15 protein-coding genes are annotated in these 16141 nt (G+C 69.9%); 9 read left to right on the plus strand and 6 right to left on the minus strand.

Translation table 11 applies throughout. From position 1 onward, the window contains the following. Window positions 1–13: 13 nt before the first annotated feature. Both ABZT04_RS04065 and ABZT04_RS04070 read right to left on the minus strand, forming a co-directional pair. Window positions 14–2791: an ABC transporter substrate-binding protein gene (locus ABZT04_RS04065; RefSeq protein WP_356052663.1), complete on the minus strand. Its 2778-nt coding sequence runs from the start codon at window positions 2789–2791 to the stop codon at window positions 14–16. Window positions 2792–3002: 211 nt separating this feature from the next. Further along, a complete protein-coding gene (locus ABZT04_RS04070; protein ID WP_356052665.1) occupies window positions 3003–3719 on the minus strand; it encodes an SLATT domain-containing protein in 717 nt (238 codons plus the stop codon). Between the two features lie 261 nt (window positions 3720–3980). On the opposite strand from ABZT04_RS04070, the gene ABZT04_RS04075 reads away from it, so the two are divergent. The 4 genes from ABZT04_RS04075 to ABZT04_RS04090 all read left to right on the plus strand — a co-directional run bounded on the left by ABZT04_RS04075 (window position 3981) and on the right by ABZT04_RS04090 (window position 7022). Next, window positions 3981–4325, plus strand: coding sequence for a YbaB/EbfC family nucleoid-associated protein (locus ABZT04_RS04075; RefSeq protein WP_356053061.1), 345 nt, complete (start codon window positions 3981–3983; stop codon window positions 4323–4325). 71 nt (window positions 4326–4396) lie between these two features. Beyond that, window positions 4397–4996, plus strand: coding sequence for a recombination mediator RecR (gene recR, locus ABZT04_RS04080; RefSeq protein WP_356052668.1), 600 nt, complete (start codon window positions 4397–4399; stop codon window positions 4994–4996). Then, on the plus strand, window positions 4989–5651 hold the full coding sequence (locus tag ABZT04_RS04085; protein ID WP_356052670.1) for a DUF5063 domain-containing protein: 663 nt from the start codon (window positions 4989–4991) through the stop codon (window positions 5649–5651). Before recR ends, ABZT04_RS04085 begins: the two co-directional genes overlap by 8 nt. 1029 nt (window positions 5652–6680) lie before the next feature. Then, a complete protein-coding gene (locus ABZT04_RS04090) occupies window positions 6681–7022 on the plus strand; it encodes a peptidoglycan-binding domain-containing protein (RefSeq protein ID WP_356052673.1) in 342 nt (113 codons plus the stop codon). A 75-nt stretch (window positions 7023–7097) separates the two neighbouring features. On the opposite strand, the gene ABZT04_RS04095 is transcribed toward ABZT04_RS04090, so the two are convergent. Further along, window positions 7098–7829: a sulfite exporter TauE/SafE family protein gene (locus ABZT04_RS04095; protein ID WP_356052675.1), complete on the minus strand. Its 732-nt coding sequence runs from the start codon at window positions 7827–7829 to the stop codon at window positions 7098–7100. Between the two features lie 142 nt (window positions 7830–7971). Here ABZT04_RS04095 and ABZT04_RS04100 point away from each other — a divergent pair, with 142 nt between their 5' ends. Then, the gene (locus tag ABZT04_RS04100; RefSeq protein WP_356052677.1) at window positions 7972–8472 is read left to right on the plus strand and encodes an SgcJ/EcaC family oxidoreductase; all 501 of its coding nucleotides are present in this window, start codon (window positions 7972–7974) and stop codon (window positions 8470–8472) included. On the opposite strand, the gene ABZT04_RS04105 is transcribed toward ABZT04_RS04100, so the two are convergent. Both ABZT04_RS04105 and ABZT04_RS04110 read right to left on the minus strand, forming a co-directional pair. Then, on the minus strand, window positions 8438–9727 hold the full coding sequence (locus ABZT04_RS04105; RefSeq protein ID WP_356052679.1) for a HAMP domain-containing sensor histidine kinase: 1290 nt from the start codon (window positions 9725–9727) through the stop codon (window positions 8438–8440). The genes ABZT04_RS04100 and ABZT04_RS04105 overlap by 35 nt on opposite strands. Next, the gene (locus tag ABZT04_RS04110; RefSeq protein ID WP_356052681.1) at window positions 9724–10416 is read right to left on the minus strand and encodes a response regulator transcription factor; all 693 of its coding nucleotides are present in this window, start codon (window positions 10414–10416) and stop codon (window positions 9724–9726) included. Before ABZT04_RS04110 ends, ABZT04_RS04105 begins: the two co-directional genes overlap by 4 nt. A 186-nt stretch (window positions 10417–10602) precedes the next feature. On the opposite strand from ABZT04_RS04110, the gene ABZT04_RS04115 reads away from it, so the two are divergent. The 4 genes from ABZT04_RS04115 to ABZT04_RS04130 all read left to right on the plus strand — a co-directional run bounded on the left by ABZT04_RS04115 (window position 10603) and on the right by ABZT04_RS04130 (window position 15194). Beyond that, window positions 10603–11874 (plus strand): aspartate kinase, encoded by a 1272-nt coding sequence (locus tag ABZT04_RS04115; RefSeq protein ID WP_356052683.1) that lies wholly within the window; start codon window positions 10603–10605, stop codon window positions 11872–11874. Then, the gene (locus ABZT04_RS04120) at window positions 11874–12941 is read left to right on the plus strand and encodes an aspartate-semialdehyde dehydrogenase (protein WP_356052686.1); all 1068 of its coding nucleotides are present in this window, start codon (window positions 11874–11876) and stop codon (window positions 12939–12941) included. Before ABZT04_RS04115 ends, ABZT04_RS04120 begins: the two co-directional genes overlap by 1 nt. Window positions 12942–13341: 400 nt before the next feature. Then, entirely contained in the window at window positions 13342–13995 is a 654-nt protein-coding gene (locus ABZT04_RS04125; protein WP_356052688.1) for a SigE family RNA polymerase sigma factor, read from the plus strand. Further along, window positions 13992–15194 (plus strand): DUF4232 domain-containing protein, encoded by a 1203-nt coding sequence (locus ABZT04_RS04130; protein WP_356052690.1) that lies wholly within the window; start codon window positions 13992–13994, stop codon window positions 15192–15194. Before ABZT04_RS04125 ends, ABZT04_RS04130 begins: the two co-directional genes overlap by 4 nt. 34 nt (window positions 15195–15228) lie before the next feature. Here ABZT04_RS04130 and ABZT04_RS04135 read toward each other — a convergent pair whose 3' ends face one another. Beyond that, entirely contained in the window at window positions 15229–16023 is a 795-nt protein-coding gene (locus ABZT04_RS04135) for an SURF1 family protein (protein WP_356052692.1), read from the minus strand. Window positions 16024–16141: the final 118 nt, after the last annotated feature.

Genomic DNA, 16141 nt, shown 5'->3' on the forward strand with positions numbered 1-16141 from the left:
GACTGGGAGTCACTCACCGGGCAGCGTCGCACGGGACTCCCTGCTTCTTGTACGCCTCGCCCTTCCGGTACGCCCCGCAGGCCACCACCGCCTCCGGCTGGTCCGCCACCTGCCGGAGCAGGACGAGGGTCTTGTCGGTGGGCGGGGCGTTGACGTCCTTGCCGTAGGAGACGTACCCGGTGGCCCCGTCGAAGGTGATGCCGTCCTGGAGACGCCCCAGCACGGACGCCCGGCTGACGGTGGGATCCGCCAGCCGGGCGGCGGTCACCGCCTGGGAGAGGACGTGGAAGGCGTCGTAGGAGACCGCCGAGTGGCCGTCCTGCTTCCAGGGATCGGTGCCCGTGGCGGTCTGCTTGACGAACGCCGTGTACTCCGCCACGAACTGGCGGGTCTTCGCACTGGCATCCTTGTCCGTGGACGGGAGCCGGTGCGCGGAGTAGTAGAGGCGCAGCCAGTCCTTGTTCGCGAAGACGCCGGTCTGCGCCACGTTGGTGAGTTCGTTGCCGCCGAGGACCGTGATGTCGTGGTCGGTGCAGGTGCCCGACCGGTCCATGGCCCCGACGAACGCGCTGAAGTCCTTGGCCCGGGCCGACCAGTACACGACCGAGTCGGGCTGCTGCCGCAACTCGCCGCAGATCAGCTCGGTCAGCGTGTCGGCACTGGACGTCTTCGCCGTGACGCGCGCCCCGGGCGCGAACTCGTTGGCCTGGTTGAAGTCGAACACCGGCTCGGTACCGGGAAAGCGCGCGGTGAACTTGGCGGCGAGACTGCGGCTGTAGAGGTCGGTGGAGCTCTCGATCACGATGGCGTGCCCGGAGGGAGCGCACTGGGTCTCGGAGCCGCCGCGGGCCACGATGTTCTTCTCGCTCGCGAACTCGGCCTCGACGGCGGCCTCCTTCGAGTTGTTCGGAGTGAGCGGCCAGTAGCTGAGACGGGCGCTGTCCTGCATCTCGTCGGCGGTCGCGGTGGTGCCGATGGCCGGGATCCTCGCCTGGTCGAGCACCTGGAGCGCGGCCCTGGTCGACTCGCGGCTCTGCGCGTACCCGAGGACGCCGACGACCTTCTTGTACGGAGGTTTCCCCGTTTCGTCGCGCACTTCGGCGACCAGTTCCCTGGCCTTGGCCTCGGCGTTCTCGAACGACTCGCCGGTGGTGCGGACATCGACGAGCAGCGGCACCAGGGAGGTGTCGGCGGACGCGTCGTCGTTCAGGTCCCGCTGCCACAGCGCGATGCCGCGCAGCTCGGGGATGATGCCGTCGAAACGGGTCTCGTCCACGCTGGTGGGCGGTTCGGAGACGAAGGCGACGACGGTCCGTACGGTCCGGCCCTGACGGTAGTAGTCCATGGCGCGCGCGTTCTGCCGGTCGATCTGCTTCCGGGCCGACGTGTACCAGTCCGAGGCGTGCACGGGGATCGGGGCATTGGCGTCCTCGGCCACGGACCGGGTGCCGCCGACACACTCGTAGGAGACGGCCGGGGTGGCGAAGACCTGGTACGCGCCGATACCGAGCAGGAGCGAGAACAGGCCGGTACCGGCGACCAGCGTGGTGGCGACGGTGCGTCCGCCCAGCCGGAACGTCGGCGGGAGGCAGTGCCGTACGACGATTCCCTCCCGGCCGAAGGGCTCGTCCCGCAGCTTCACCAGGACCGGGCCGGTGACCGGCTCCGGCTCGTTGAGCAATCGGCCCGCCTGCCCGAAGCCGATCGCCGTCGGGTTGCCCAGGTCCGTGAGCAACCGCGGGGAGGGCCGGCCGATCGCGACGACGAGCGGACCGGGCCGGTTCGCGGTGTGGCCGCGCTCCTCGTGGAACGCGCGCAGGAACCGTTCGGCCGCCGCCGCACCCGGTGTCCCCTCCCGGGGCATCGGAACCAGCAGCAGGGGCCGGGCCGTCCGGCGCCGCCGCCGTGGCAGCCGGCCGCCGACCGGGGGGTCGGCGAGGTCTTCGAGAAGCGCCCGGGTCAGCAGCTTTTCCAGGGCGAAGAGGGATTCCTGGTGCCGCTCGTGCTCCGGGGGCTGGCCGAGCCGGGGCAACTGCCGGTCCGCGACCTCGTCCATGACCTCGAACACGGTCTCGGAGCCCCTGGTCATGCCCAGTGCCTCGCCGAGCCAGCCCGGCCGTCTGCGGCGCGCGAGGGGGCCGGGGCGCACCAGCCGGCGGGTCTTGTGCCGCTCCCAGCACCAGCGCGGGAACGTACGGGTGATCCCGTGCCAGAACGAGCCCAGCAGCCAGCCGCGCAACCCGCCGACCGGGGGCGAGTCCCCGCCGCCGAGCGCCCAGAGGGAGACCTGCGCCCGTCCCTCGCGGCGCTGACGTCGGTTGCGACGCAACTGTTCGTGGGCGTGGTCGCGCAGGACGTGGGCGCCGGGTGCGCCGGCCGACGTGGCCTCCGTGGTGAGGGTCCGTATGTACGAGACGGAGTCACACAGGGGCCAGAAGCCAGGAAGACGGTCCGGCGTCATGTTCCTGGGCAGGCCGAAGAAGAGACCGCGGGCGGCGGTGCCGCTGAGCAGTTCACCGTCCTTCGGGGCGGTGACGAGGGCGTACGGGACCGTCGCCTGGTCCTGGTCGTTCCGCGAGGCCCGCTCCAGCGCCTCGACCACGCGGCGCACGCGGGTTTCGTACTCCGCCCCCTCCGCCGCACCGTCTTCGACGTCGAGGACGACGAGCGGTGGGGTGTGCGCCAGCGACTCCCGCTCGGCGGGCGCCAGGACCTGCCGAAACATTCGTACGAAGTCGTCGGCTCCCTCGTCGTCCGGGAAGCCCATCAATGCGAGCGGCGGTGGGGGCACGGAAAAACCTCTTCGGGTTCTGGCATCGCGGCCAACTGCACCTGATGGCAAGGGAAATGAAGAGTAATCACAGCGGACTGTGCGTCACAACGGATTCCGGAAGCGCTTCGATATCGATCGTGTGCGCGCCCCGTGTGCCTTTTTCAGGCGTCACTTCCGCGACTTCCGCCACTTCCGCCACTTCATTCACGGCGGCGAACCGCGCCTCACTTCATCTCGGCTCCGGCGGCCGCTGCCGGGGCATGTTCGGCCGCGTGCCGCCGCCACCGCCCGGCCCCGGGGGCATCGGAAACCTGCCCGGTACGACGTTCCCCTCCTGTCGCCCCCCGGCAGCGGCCGCCGACTGGATCCCGAGGGGCGCCGACCCCGTCCGGAACTCCACCATCCAGTCGGCCGTCTCCATCCGCACCAGCTCCGTCACATCGTCGGAGAAGCGCCGCAGCACCCCAAGGCACCGGTCCGCGGCCTCGCTCGCGGTGCCCTCCGCCGGTCCCAGGAACTCCCGCACACCCTCCGACGCCCAGTCGAACTGGAGCACCTGAAGACGCCGCTGCACGGCCTGCGCCGTAGCCACGTCCCTTATCCACCCGGACGTCATCCCGAAGAACCGGTCCCCGGCCACGCACGCCGCCCCGAGCAGCAGCGCCAGATAACCCCAGGCGGCCAGCCCGGCCACCGCCCCGGTCAGGTCGAGCAGCGGCAGCGCGGCCCCCGTCACCGCGCCCAGGGCCGCGCCGGTGCGCAGGGCCCGCGCCCCGCGCCGCTTCCACACCCGGTCGGCCAGATACCAGGCCGCCGTCTCCAGCGCCCCGCGCTCGGCCCACCGGTACAGCTCGTCCAGCCGGGCCGCGGGCTCGCCCCAGTCCCCGAGCGGAAACGCCCGCCCGGCCAGATCGCCACCCTCGGGCTGAATCTCCGGCTGACCCACCCGGCACTCCCTTACGTCGTGTGACACCTGATGCTGATGTGCCGGACCCTTCCTACCGCCCAATGGGTGGCGAAGAAGAAGGTTTCATCACTTTTCCGCCCGGAAGTGGGTCTTGATCAGGTATAGGACGCGAGAAAGACTCACTCGAAAGAGTGCTGGAGCGATGACTGCCCGGACCACGTAGGCTCGTGCCGAGCGGGGAAAACCCTCGCCCGGACAGCCGTACCCATGACTGACAGCCGTACGAACCAGGAGCTGATCGTGATTCCCGGTGGTGGCCAGCCCAATATGCAGCAGTTGCTCCAGCAGGCCCAGAAGATGCAGCAGGACCTGGCGAACGCGCAGGAGGAGCTGGCGCGGACCGAGGTCGACGGACAGGCCGGCGGCGGCCTGGTGAAGGCCACCGTCACCGGCTCCGGTGAGCTGCGCGCGCTGAAGATCGACCCGAAGGCGGTCGACCCGGAGGACACCGAGACCCTCGCCGACCTGATCGTCGCGGCCGTCCAGGCGGCCAACGAGAACGCGCAGACCCTCCAGCAGCAGAAGCTCGGCCCGCTGGCGCAGGGACTGGGCGGCGGCAGCGGTATCCCCGGTCTGCCTTTCTAAGACAGGCCGCGGCCAACTACGGTACGTGGATACGCACCGACCGCACGACTCCAGGGAAGGCAGGCAGTCCGTTGTACGAAGGCGTGGTCCAGGACCTCATCGACGAGTTGGGGCGGCTCCCCGGCGTCGGTCCCAAGAGCGCGCAGCGGATCGCCTTCCACATCCTCCAGGCGGAGCCGACGGACGTGCGCCGGCTCGCGCAGTGCCTGATGGAGGTCAAGGCGAAGGTCCGCTTCTGCATGACCTGCGGCAACGTGGCGCAGGAGGAGCTGTGCGGCATCTGCCGCGACACCCGCCGCGACCCCTCCGTCATCTGCGTGGTCGAGGAGCCGAAGGACGTCGTGGCGGTCGAGCGCACCCGTGAGTTCCGGGGCAGGTACCACGTCCTGGGCGGGGCGATCAGCCCGATCGAAGGTGTCGGACCCGACGACCTGCGTATACGAGAACTTCTCGCGCGGTTGGCCGACGGTACGGTCACGGAACTGATCCTGGCCACGGACCCGAATCTCGAAGGCGAGGCCACGGCCACGTACCTCGCCCGCATGATCAAGCCCATGGGCCTCAAGGTCACCCGCCTGGCCAGCGGCCTCCCGGTGGGCGGAGACCTGGAATACGCGGACGAGGTGACCCTCGGCCGCGCCTTCGAGGGGAGACGACTCCTAGATGTCTGACGCCACACTGCACGCGACCGACCCGGACCCCGACGACTTCGCGGTCCAGATCGCCGACCAGGTCGAGAGCTTCCTGGTGGCCGTGTCGGAGGTAGCGAAGGGCGAGGACCCCGACTCCGCGGTCCCCTTCCTCCTCCTGGAGGTGTCCCAACTCCTCCTGGCGGGCGGCCGGTTGGGCGCGCACGAGGACATCGTCCCGGACGAGCGCTACGAGCCCGACCTGGGCCCGGAGCCGGACGTGGACGAACTCCGCGAGCGCTTCGCGGTGATGCTGGAGCCGATCGACGTCTACTCCGAGGTCTTCGACCCCTACGAGCCGCGCAAGGCCCCGGTCCCGGCCCGCATCTCCGACGACCTCGCCGACCTCATCACCGACCTCCGCCACGGCATGGCCCACTACCGCGCGGGCCGCACCACGGAGGCCCTGTGGTGGTGGCAGTTCTCCTACTTCTCCAACTGGGGCTCCACCGCGTCGGCGACCCTCCGCGCCCTCCAGTCGGTCGTGGCCCACGTCCGCCTCAACCAGCCCCTCGCGGAACTGGACGGCCTGGACACGGACCAGGGCACGATGGGCGACGAGACGCTGGAGTTCGAGGCGGGCAAGGTGATGCTGGAGGAGATCGGCGAGCCGCTGGGGATTCGGCCGGCGAAGTAGGCGAGCCCTGTGCGGCCTGGTTCGGGCCGCGCAGCAGAGCTGTTCCCAGGGGCGTGATGGTGTGCAGTACCCGGGAGCCGTGGCGGTAGCTGGTGATCAGTCCCGCATTCCGCAGCGCCGTGGTGTGCTGGCTCGCCGCCGCGGCGGAGACACCGGCGGCGCGGGCCAGCCCGCCCGTCGTGGCCCCGCCGGCGGTGACACCCAGCATCAGGGCCCGGGTGCGCCCCAGCAGGGCGCTGAGCGGTGCGGTGGAGGAGAACAGACCGGGTGAGTCCAGCGTTTCCCGGTGTGGAGAGTAGACCAGGACCTGAGGCAGCGCCGGGTCTCCCAGACACACAGGCGCGCCCCAGCAGAAGTAGGACGGCACGAGCAGCAGCCCTCGGCCGCCCAGCCACAGATCGCGGTCCTCGACCGGATACCTCACGTGCAGGACCGGCGGTGCCCACCGCATGTGTGGCCCGAGGTTGGCCAGCAGCCCGTCCGGGCCGCCGTGCAGCACGGCCTGGCCCAGAACGGCACGTTCGGCGTCCAGGCATGTGCGCGAGTAGTCGTAGTACGGCGCGATGGCGGCCTCGTAGTACTGCCGCAGGCCGTCCGCCACCTCCTCGCGCATCCGGCGTTCGGCGAGCCGCGGTGCCCACGTCGGGGCGGCCCCCTGCGCGGCGAAACGCCGGACCTCTTGTTGTATCCGCTCCGGTGGCGTGTCGACGATCGCGGTAACTCCTGCGGTCAGTCCTCCTTGCGCTTCGAAAGGGTTCAGGAAGTCGGGGTAGTAGGCACCCTTTGCGAAAATGGGCAGCAGGAGTTGCGTGACGACCTTCCCGAGATCTTTTTGGACCAGCCCCTTTTGTGCGTCACGGAACCAGTCGGCGTACGCCCACCGCCCTCCCGGATCTTGGAGGCGGTGCAGGCTGAGCGCGATCTCCCACAGTGGATCCGGCGCCGGCCCTAATGTGCGCCGCTGGCAATGTTGCCTCAGTCTTCAACGGACTGTTGAACTGGGGGTAAGAGATGTCTTTCAGGACCCAAGTGGCGGCCGGTGTCACGGCCGCACTCATCGTCGCGGGACTGCACGTCAACGACGTCGGCTCGACTGCGACCGGCCCGGCTCCCATTGCCGACGGTACGACGCTCACACGGGAGGGTGACCTCGGGGCCCGGGTGCGCGAGGTGCAATGCCTTCTGGCTTTCCGGGGCTGGTTAGGTACCACCGCGAACGGCCGCTACGAGAACAGCGTTTACCTCGCCGTCCGGGCGTTCCAGTCCTGGGACGATCTCCGAGGGTGCGCCATCCCCCTTAAGGTCGACGGGATCGTCGACCCGCGTACATGGAACGCATTGCATTCCGGCGACGGGTGCCCGACTGACTGACGCACAATGGTCATTTCACAGTGGAGCGGGATTGGCTCGACAAGCCCGACGGCTATACCGCCGCCGGAATTCTGATCACCACCCCCACACCCCCCAACTCCCCTTCCCCACCGCCGTAACCCCACCCGCCAACGCCAACGACAACACCAGCAACCGGGCCCGCGGCTCGGGTATCCGCCCCGCGAGCCCCCGCCCGATCACCGCCCCCATGATCAACGCGCTTACGACAACGGCCCATTGGGTCGTACGAAGGCTCGGTACACCGTTCGCCGCCACGGAGAACGCGTTGACCACGACCCCGTAGAACTGCGCGTTCGGCACGAACTCCCGTACCGTCCAACCCGCGTTGACGGCGTACAGGGAAATCGGCGGCCCACCGACCCCCGCCGCCGCGTTCATGAACCCGCCCGCCGCGCCTGCCGCGACCGCGCCCCTCGTGCCGCGCAGGGCGGGGACTCGGGCGCCGCGCATGACCAGCAGCACGGCTGCCGTCACCAGGCCGCCCATCACCAACATCAGGGCGGGCGTGGGGAGTTGGCGGGTCAGCCACGCGCCCGCCGGTACCGTGCAGGCCGCCGCCGCGCACAGCGGGACCATCGCCCGCGCCCGCACCTGTCGCCAACCGCCCGCCAGGCCTACGACACTGATCGCGCCGGCGGCGCAGTTGGCGAGGACGACTCCCTGGGCCGGGCCGAGCAGCAGGACCAGGGCGGGTACGGCGACCAGGGCGAAGCCCATGCCGGTGAGCCACTGGACGCTCGCGCCGAGCAGCACGATGCCGGCCAGCAGTATGTCGCCGCCCGTCATGACGTCCCACCGTGATCAGGTAGTCGCAACACGTTAATTGGCTCGGCCCTTCCTCGGTCCTGTACGTCCCCTGCACGGACGCTAACCGCCCCGAAGCCAGTCTGGAGTCATCCCAAAAAGCACCAGTACAACTGGAGTTGAGATGACCCGCCGGTCCATGAGCAAGCGCGCAGCCGTCGTCACCGTCACCACCGTCCTGGCCCTCGGCACCGTCGGTACCGTCGCCGCGACCGCCGGTCCGCGGGGCGACCACAAGCCGAGCAAGAAGCAGATCGCCGCTCTCTTCGACGGCTGGAACGCCGCGTTGAGGACCGGTGACCCGGACAAGGTCGCGAAGCGGTACGCGTCCGACGCCGTGCTGCTGCCCACCGTGTCCAACAGGATCCGGACCGACCACGCCGGGATCGTCGACTACTTCGAGCACTTCCTGGCCAACAAGCCGGTCGGCAAGAAGGTGGAGACGATCGTCAATGTGCTGGACAGCAACTCCGCGATAGACACCGGGATTTACGAGTTCACCCTCACCGACCCGGACACCGGCGCGAAGCGTGTCGTCGAGGCCCGGTACACGTACGAGTACGAGAAGCGCGGCGGCACGTGGCTGATCGTCAACCACCACTCCTCTGCGATGCCCGAAGGCTGATCGACACCGACAGACCGCCGCCGGGCGCGTCCCGCAGGGTCACCGTCCCGCCGTCGTCCGTCACCAACTGGCGTACGACGGCCAGGCCCAGGCCCGAACCGGTGCGCCCGGTGAGGCCCTGGCCGCGCCAGAAGCGGTCGAAGGCGCGGGACTTGTCCGCGTCGGACATGCCGGGGCCCTCGTCCACCACCGACAACTCCGTCTCGTCGCCCCGTGATCGAGCCCGGACCGTGATCGTCGCACCGTCCGGCGACACCTCCAGGGCGTTGGAGAGCACGTTGTCCAGGACCTGTTCGAGATGACCGGGACTGGCCAGCACCAGCGGCCGGCCGTCGGCGACTTCCCCGCTGAGCGCGATGTGGACTCCGCGCTCGTCGGCGGCCGGTCTCCACACCGAGAGGCGTTCGTCCACGATCTCCTTCAGCGGCAGCGGTTCCGCCGCCGTGACCTTCGCCTCGGCCCGCGCGAGCACCAGCAGGCCGTTGACGAGGCGGCTCATCCGGACCACTTCCGCGGTCGCCTGTTCCACGTCCTCCCGTACGAACTCGTCGTCCGTGCCGTCCGCGATGTTGTCCAGCGACAGCCGCAACGCCGTGAGCGGGGTGCGGAGTTGGTGCGAGGCGTCGGCCACGAAGATGCGCTGCGAGGCGATCAGGGTGTCCAGGCGTTCGCCCGCCTGGTTCAGGGTCCGCGCCAGTGTCTGTGTCTCGTGCGGGCCCGTCACCGGGGTCCGTGCCGTCAGGTCGCCGTCGCTGAACCTGCTCGCCATGTCGTTGAGTTGGCGCAGGGGGCGGGTCAGACGGCGGGCCACCAGCGCGCCCAGGACGGCCGCCACCGCCAGCACCGTGAGCGCGAGGATCGCCCGGAAACCCCAGATGCGCCACAGGCGTCGGGTCAGGTCCGAGGTCGGGTACGTGATGCGTACGGCGCCGACGGTCCGGCCGTCGCGCTTCGCCGGCTCCGTCACCTCCAGCGCCCCGTCGCCCCAGTGCGTCGCGGTCTTCGACCGCGCGGCGGGCAGCACCTCGGCGGTGCCGGGGGTCTCCTGCGCGTACGCCACCACCATGCGGTCCAGCGCGGCGCGCGAGGCGGCGTCACCGCTCAGCAGCAGGGCCATCGTCCTGGCCTCGCGCCGCACGGACTGCTCGGTGTCGCCCCGCAGTTGGGAGGTGAGGGTGAACGCGACCGGCACGGTGAACGCCGCCAGCGCCACTGCCACCAGCAGGACGTAGCTGACGATGAGCTGCCGGATCATGACGGCGACGATCCGGCCGAGGTCCCCGGTACCTCCAGGCGGAAGCCCACGCCCCGCACCGCCTCGATCGTGATCGCGCCCGCCAACTTCCGTCGTAGCGCGGCCACATGGACGTCGAGCGTCTTCGTCGGGCCGAACCAGTTCGCGTCCCAGACCGCCTCCATGATCTGCTCGCGCGACATCAGCGCGCCCGGCTCCTCGGTGAGGAACGACAGCAGGTCGTACTCCTTGGGGGCCAGGGGCACCTCCTCGCCGTCGAGGCGGACCCGGGCTGCCTTGCGGTCGATGGTGAGGCGGGGGCCGTAGCGGTCGGGGCCGGACTCGGACGACGTACGGGGCTGTGCGCGGCGCATCACCGCCCTTATCCGGGCGATGACCTCCCGCACCCCGAACGGTTTCGAGACGTAGTCGTCGGCGCCCAGCTCCAGGCCGACCACCCGGTCCGTCTCGTCGCTGCGCGCGCTGATCACGATGATCGGTACGTCGCCGCGGACGCGCAGCGCCTTGCACACGTCGAGGCCGTCGGTGTCGGGCAGGCCGAGGTCGAGGAGGACGACGTCGTAGGGGCCGGTGTGGCTCAGTGCCGCGCCACCCGTGGTGACCCACTCCACCTCGAAGCCGTAGCGCAGCAGTCCGCGTCGTAGCGACTCGGCCACCGGTTCATCGTCTTCCACCAGAAGTACGCGCACACGGCGACCTTAGTGCTTGAAACTTAATTCACAGGGGGCCCTTGTGACGCTCGGCACTTTTCCCGCACCCCCCGAGTGGGCATGCGCTGACCTGGGCGTCCGAATCTCACCATGCGATACCGCGGAAGCGAATTTCGGGCGCTCGTTAAACTGAGCCGACACACCAGGACTGAGCGAGGAGCGCACGTGGGCCTTGTCGTGCAGAAGTACGGAGGCTCCTCCGTAGCCGATGCCGAGGGCATCAAGCGCGTCGCCAAGCGAATCGTCGAAGCGAAGAAGAACGGCCACCAAGTGGTCGTCGTCGTTTCCGCGATGGGCGACACGACGGACGAGCTGATCGATCTCGCCGAGCAGGTATCTCCGATGCCCGCCGGGCGTGAGTTCGACATGCTGCTGACCGCCGGAGAGCGGATCTCCATGGCGCTGCTGGCCATGGCGATCAAAAACCTGGGCCACGAGGCCCAGTCGTTCACCGGCAGCCAGGCAGGCGTCATCACCGACTCGGTCCACAACAAAGCCCGGATCATCGATGTCACGCCGGGCCGGATCCGTGACTCGGTGGACGAGGGCAACATCGCCATCGTCGCCGGGTTCCAGGGCGTCAGTCAGGACAAGAAGGACATCACCACGCTGGGGCGCGGTGGCAGTGACACCACCGCCGTCGCGCTGGCCGCGGCCCTCGACGCCGAGGTGTGCGAGATCTACACCGACGTCGACGGGGTTTTCACCGCCGACCCGCGGGTGGTGAGCAAGGCGAAGAAGATCGACTGGATCGTCTTCGAGGACATGCTGGAGCTCGCCGCCTCCGGCTCCAAGGTGCTGCTCCACCGCTGTGTGGAGTACGCCCGCCGATACAACATCCCGATCCATGTGCGGTCCAGCTTCAGCGGACTTCAGGGCACATGGGTCAGCAGTGAGCCGATTGGGGACCAGAAGGTGGAGCAGGCCATCATCTCCGGTGTCGCGCACGACACCTCCGAGGCCAAGATCACGGTCGTCGGCGTGCCCGACAAGCCGGGCGAGGCCGCGGTGATCTTCCGGACGATCTCCGACGCCCAGGTCAACATCGACATGATCGTGCAGAACGTGTCGGCGGCAGCCACCGGCCTCACGGACATCTCCTTCACCCTCCCCAAGGCGGAGGGCCGCAAGGCGATCGACGCCCTGGAGAAGAACAAGGACGGCATCGGCTTCGAGTCGCTGCGCTACGACGACCAGATCGGCAAGATCTCCCTGGTCGGCGCGGGCATGAAGACGAACCCCGGCGTCACCGCCGACTTCTTCACCGCCCTGTCCGACGCGGGCGTGAACATCGAGCTGATCTCCACCTCCGAGATCCGTATCTCGGTCGTCACCCGCGCCGACGACGTCAACGAGGCCGTCCGCGCCGTGCACACGGCGTTCGGCCTCGACTCCGACAGCGACGAGGCCGTCGTCTACGGAGGCACCGGCCGCTGATGGCCACAACCGGAGCGACCGTGCGTCCGACGCTCGCCGTGGTGGGCGCGACCGGGGCCGTCGGCACGGTCATGCTCCAGATCCTGTCCCAGCACGCGGACATCTGGGGCGAGATCCGCCTGATCGCCTCTCCGCGCTCGGCCGGCCGCAAGCTGGCCGTGCGCGGGGAGCAGGTCGAGGTGGTGGCCCTGACCGAGGAGGCCTTCGACGGGGTCGACGTCGCGATGTTCGACGTACCCGACGAGGTCTCCGCGCAGTGGGCGCCGATCGCCGCCGCCAAGGGCGTGGTGGTCGTGGACAACTCGGGCGCCTTCCGGATGGACCCCGAGGTGCCCCTGGTGGTCCCCGAGGTCAACCCGCACCAGGTGCGCCGACGTCCGCGCGGGATCATCGCCAACCCGAACTGCACGACCCTGTCGATGATCGTCGCCGTGGGCGCGCTGCACGCCGAGTTCGGGCTGCGCGAGCTGGTGGTGTCGTCGTACCAGGCGGTGAGCGGGGCGGGCCGGGCCGGGGTGGACACCCTGCGCCGGCAACTGGCCCTCGTCGCCGGTACGGAGCTGGGCACCAAGCCCGGTGACGTACGGCGGGCCGTCGGCGACAACACCGGGCCGTTCCCGGAGCCGGTCGCGCTGAACGTCGTACCGTGGGCCGGTTCGCCGCGCGAAGACGGCTGGTCCTCGGAAGAGATGAAGGTGCGGGACGAGACCCGCAAGATCCTCGGGCAGCCCGCGCTGCCCATCGCGGTGACCTGCGTGCGCGTCCCGGTGGTCACCACGCACTCGCTGACCGTCCACGCCCGCTTCCAGGGCGAGGTCACCGTCGACAAGGCGCGTGAGATCCTCGCCACAGCCCCGGGGGTCGTCCTCTTCGACAATCCGGCCGCCGGGGAGTTCCCCACACCGGCCGACGTGGTGGGCACCGACCCGACCTGGGTGGGGCGGCTGCGCCGGGCGCTGGACGACCCGACCGCGCTCGAGCTCTTCGTCTGCGGGGACAACCTGCGCAAGGGAGCCGCGCTCAACACCGCGCAGATCGCCGAGCTGGTGGCGCGCGAACTGGGGTGAGTGCAGGCCGCACTTACCCTCCTCGGCCGTAAATCCGCTGGCCAGTGCCGTCCGGATTTGTAGGATCAGTGTGCGCGATGTGGCCGGATTAATGGTGGAGACCACTTGAATCCGGCCACCTCCGCGTCCGAAGATTTCACTCCCCGCTCTCCGCAACCGCGCGGCGAGCGGGGAGCGTCTTTGCGGACGCCCTTCAGGTGGGCGCGGGGATGTGGACAGGGCGTGGGGACGCCCTGGACATTCGTGACATAGGGGAAGAGCGGGTAGGCATGAGGGTGTTCGAAGCACTGTCGGTTGTGCTGCCTGACACCAGACGGGTAGGTGGACTGTCTGTTTCGTCTGACGTAAATGTGACGGCCGACGCGTACAACCCCCGAGGGGGGAAGCGTGTCCAACTGGCGTGGCTCAGGTACTCGACTTCTCTGCGGCACGCGGCACGGCCCTACGGCCTCCGCGTGGATCCCGTGCGCCCGGCGGCATGCCGGTGATCGCGCCGATGCCCGCAGCGCGGCCCACCCGCATCCCGAACCAGCGCGAAGGCGTCGACGACGCCGTCGCGGCCGGAACGACGGTCGACCACCTCACCGAGACCTATCGGGCGCACTACCGCTCGCTGCTCGGCCTGGCCGCACTCCTCCTCGACGACACCGCCTCCTGCGAGGACGTCGTCCAGGAGGCGTTCATCCGGGTCCACTCGGCGCGCAAACGCGTCCGTGACCCCGAGAAGACCCTGGCGTATCTGCGCCAGACCGTCGTCAACCTCTCCCGCTCGGCCCTGCGCCGCCGCATCCTCGGCCTCAAGCTCCTCTCGAAGCCGATGCCGGACATGGCCAGCGCCGAGGAGGGTGCCTACGACCTGTTGGAGCGCGACTCCCTCATCAAGGCGATGAAGGGGCTGCAGCGCCGCCAGCGCGAGGTCCTGGTCCTGCGGTACTTCGCGGACATGACCGAGGCGCAGGTCGCCGAGTCGCTCGGCATATCGCTGGGCTCGGTGAAGGCGTACGGCTCCCGCGGCATCGCCGCCCTCCGGATCGCGATGGAGGCATCGGCATGAGCGACAACGTCGACGAGTCGGAGACCCGGCGCGGACCGACTTGGGCGCGCAAGGAACAGCCGGAAGAATCACACGCTGGGAACGGAACTGTGAACCACGGCCCCGACGAACAGAGCCCCACCGGGCCGAGCCTCGACGGGCACATCCCTGACGGGGAGAACCCCGGGAACCCCGAGGACATCGAGAACCCCGAGAGCCCCCAGGGGTTCGACGCGGACGAGCTGGCGTTGCGGCGGCTGCTGCATCAGGCGGTCCAGGAGGTCGAGCCGCGCGACGGCGCGCTGGACCATCTGCGCAAGGCGGTGCCCGCCCGCCGGGCCCGCAAGCGCCAGGCCGTCGTCGGCATGGCGGCCGCCGCCCTCTTCTTCGGCACCGCCATCCCGGCCCTCGTGCACGTCTCGAACTCCACCGGCTCCAACCCGGACCCGTCCATCGCGGGCAACAGCTCGCAGGCGCAGGGCGGCACCAGCCAGGGCAAGAACCCGGACGGCGGTTCCAGCACCTCCGGCGGCTCCTCGGGGCAGGCCTCGCAGAACCCCGGCGGCCACAAGAACGGCGGCACGGGCAAGGCCCCGGGCGGCGGCACCGTGAGCGCCAACCCTTCGGCCAGCACCGGGACGACCGCCTCCGTCTGCACCGCCGAGCAGCTCGGCGCCAGCAGCTCGACCGTGGACGCCCCCGACACGGGCGGCACGGTCTACGGCACGTTCAGCGTCACCAACACCTCCGGCACGAGCTGCACCGTCGGCGGCGCCGGCACCGTGGGGTTCACCCCGCAGGGTGCCGCCGACAGCACCAAGATCAACGTGGCGGTGCACAGTTCCGGGGACGCGGCGTCCGGTCTGCCCGACCCGTCGACGGAGGTCTCCCAGCTAGTGCTGGCGCCGGGCGCCGCCTACCAGATCAAGTTCGCCTGGGTGCCTTCCGAGACCTGCCCCACGAGCGGCACCACCACGGGCGGCACCACCACCGGCGGTACGACGGCCAGCCCGTCGCCCAGCGAGGACACCAGCACCAGCAGCGGGTCCACGACCGGCGACACCGGTACGTCCACCCAACTGGTCCGCGAGGACGGCACACTCGACGGCAGCGTCCAGATCTCCCACACCGCGGAGGCCGGCTCGCCGACGGTCACGGCCGTCGTGTCCAACGCGTGCGCGGGCACGATCTACCGGACGGGCGTGCTGTCGGGATCGTAGGACGGTCCGGGGGACCCGGCGCCGCGGGCGACCGTCAGACGGACACCTGGGCGGCTTCCGCGCTCTCGTCCTCCGGCACCAGCCCGAGTTCCGCGTCCCGCGCGAACTCCACCTCGCGGCGCAGCAGCCGGAACCACATGAAGACGACGAAGCCCGCGAAGACGAACCACTCGCCGGTGTAGCCGAGGTTCTGGAACGCCTTCAGGTCGAGACCGGTGTTCGCGGGCGCGGTCGCCGGTACGGCCTTCATCCCCGAGTCGCCCTTGTCGAGCGTGATCCACGCGTCGTACATCTGATACGGCACGAGGTTCACCAGCGAGGCCGCGCTGATCGCCGAGGTCTGGCCGGACGGCAGCCCGCCCTGGGCGCTGACGCCGTTGTCGCCGGGGGTCTCGGACGCCTGGAGCGAGCCGGTGACGGTGATCTCGCCGGCCGGCGGCGCGGGTGCCTTCGCGGCGTCCGGTGTGCCGGGGAGCCAGCCGCGGACGACGGGCAGCGCCTTACCGCCGTCGGTGCGCAGCAGGGTCAGGACGTAGTAGCCGTTCTTTCCGTCCAACTGGCGGTCGGGGACGAGGAGTTGCTTGCCGTACCGGCCGGTCGCGGTGGCCTGCCGGCCCGAGGTGCTCTGGTCGACGGGCAGCAGTTCGGTGAGCGGGCGGGCGGCTTCCGTGCGGTCCGTCTCCACCTGCCGGGTGGCCTGGTGGCTGCTGTCCACGCGCGCCTGGAACCGGCTGAGCTGCCACGACCCCATGAAGATGCAGAAGGGGATGGCGAGCAGTACGAAGACGTTGATGCCCCACCAGCGCGATGTCAGCAGAAACCGGTACACGCTCCCACGGTACGGGGCTCCCACAAGGGCCTCGGCCCGGGGGTCCGACCGGGCCTCGGCAATGCCCGGACCGGGTCTTGGTCGAAGTTATCCACAGGCTGAGGATCCGACCAGTGCA

It is taken from the genome of Streptomyces sp. NPDC005492 (assembly GCF_040605995.1).
GTDB lineage: Bacteria > Actinomycetota > Actinomycetes > Streptomycetales > Streptomycetaceae > Streptomyces.

Coding starts and splice junctions, on each gene's coding strand:
- ABZT04_RS04130 (WP_356052690.1), top strand. CDS start 13,992: ATGAGCGACAACGTCGACGAGTCGGAGACCCGGCGCGGACCGACTTGG.
- ABZT04_RS04100 (WP_356052677.1), top strand. CDS start 7,972: ATGACCCGCCGGTCCATGAGCAAGCGCGCAGCCGTCGTCACCGTCACC.
- ABZT04_RS04105 (WP_356052679.1), bottom strand. CDS start 9,727: ATGATCCGGCAGCTCATCGTCAGCTACGTCCTGCTGGTGGCAGTGGCG.
- ABZT04_RS04120 (WP_356052686.1), top strand. CDS start 11,874: ATGGCCACAACCGGAGCGACCGTGCGTCCGACGCTCGCCGTGGTGGGC.
- ABZT04_RS04095 (WP_356052675.1), bottom strand. CDS start 7,829: ATGACGGGCGGCGACATACTGCTGGCCGGCATCGTGCTGCTCGGCGCG.
- ABZT04_RS04085 (WP_356052670.1), top strand. CDS start 4,989: ATGTCTGACGCCACACTGCACGCGACCGACCCGGACCCCGACGACTTC.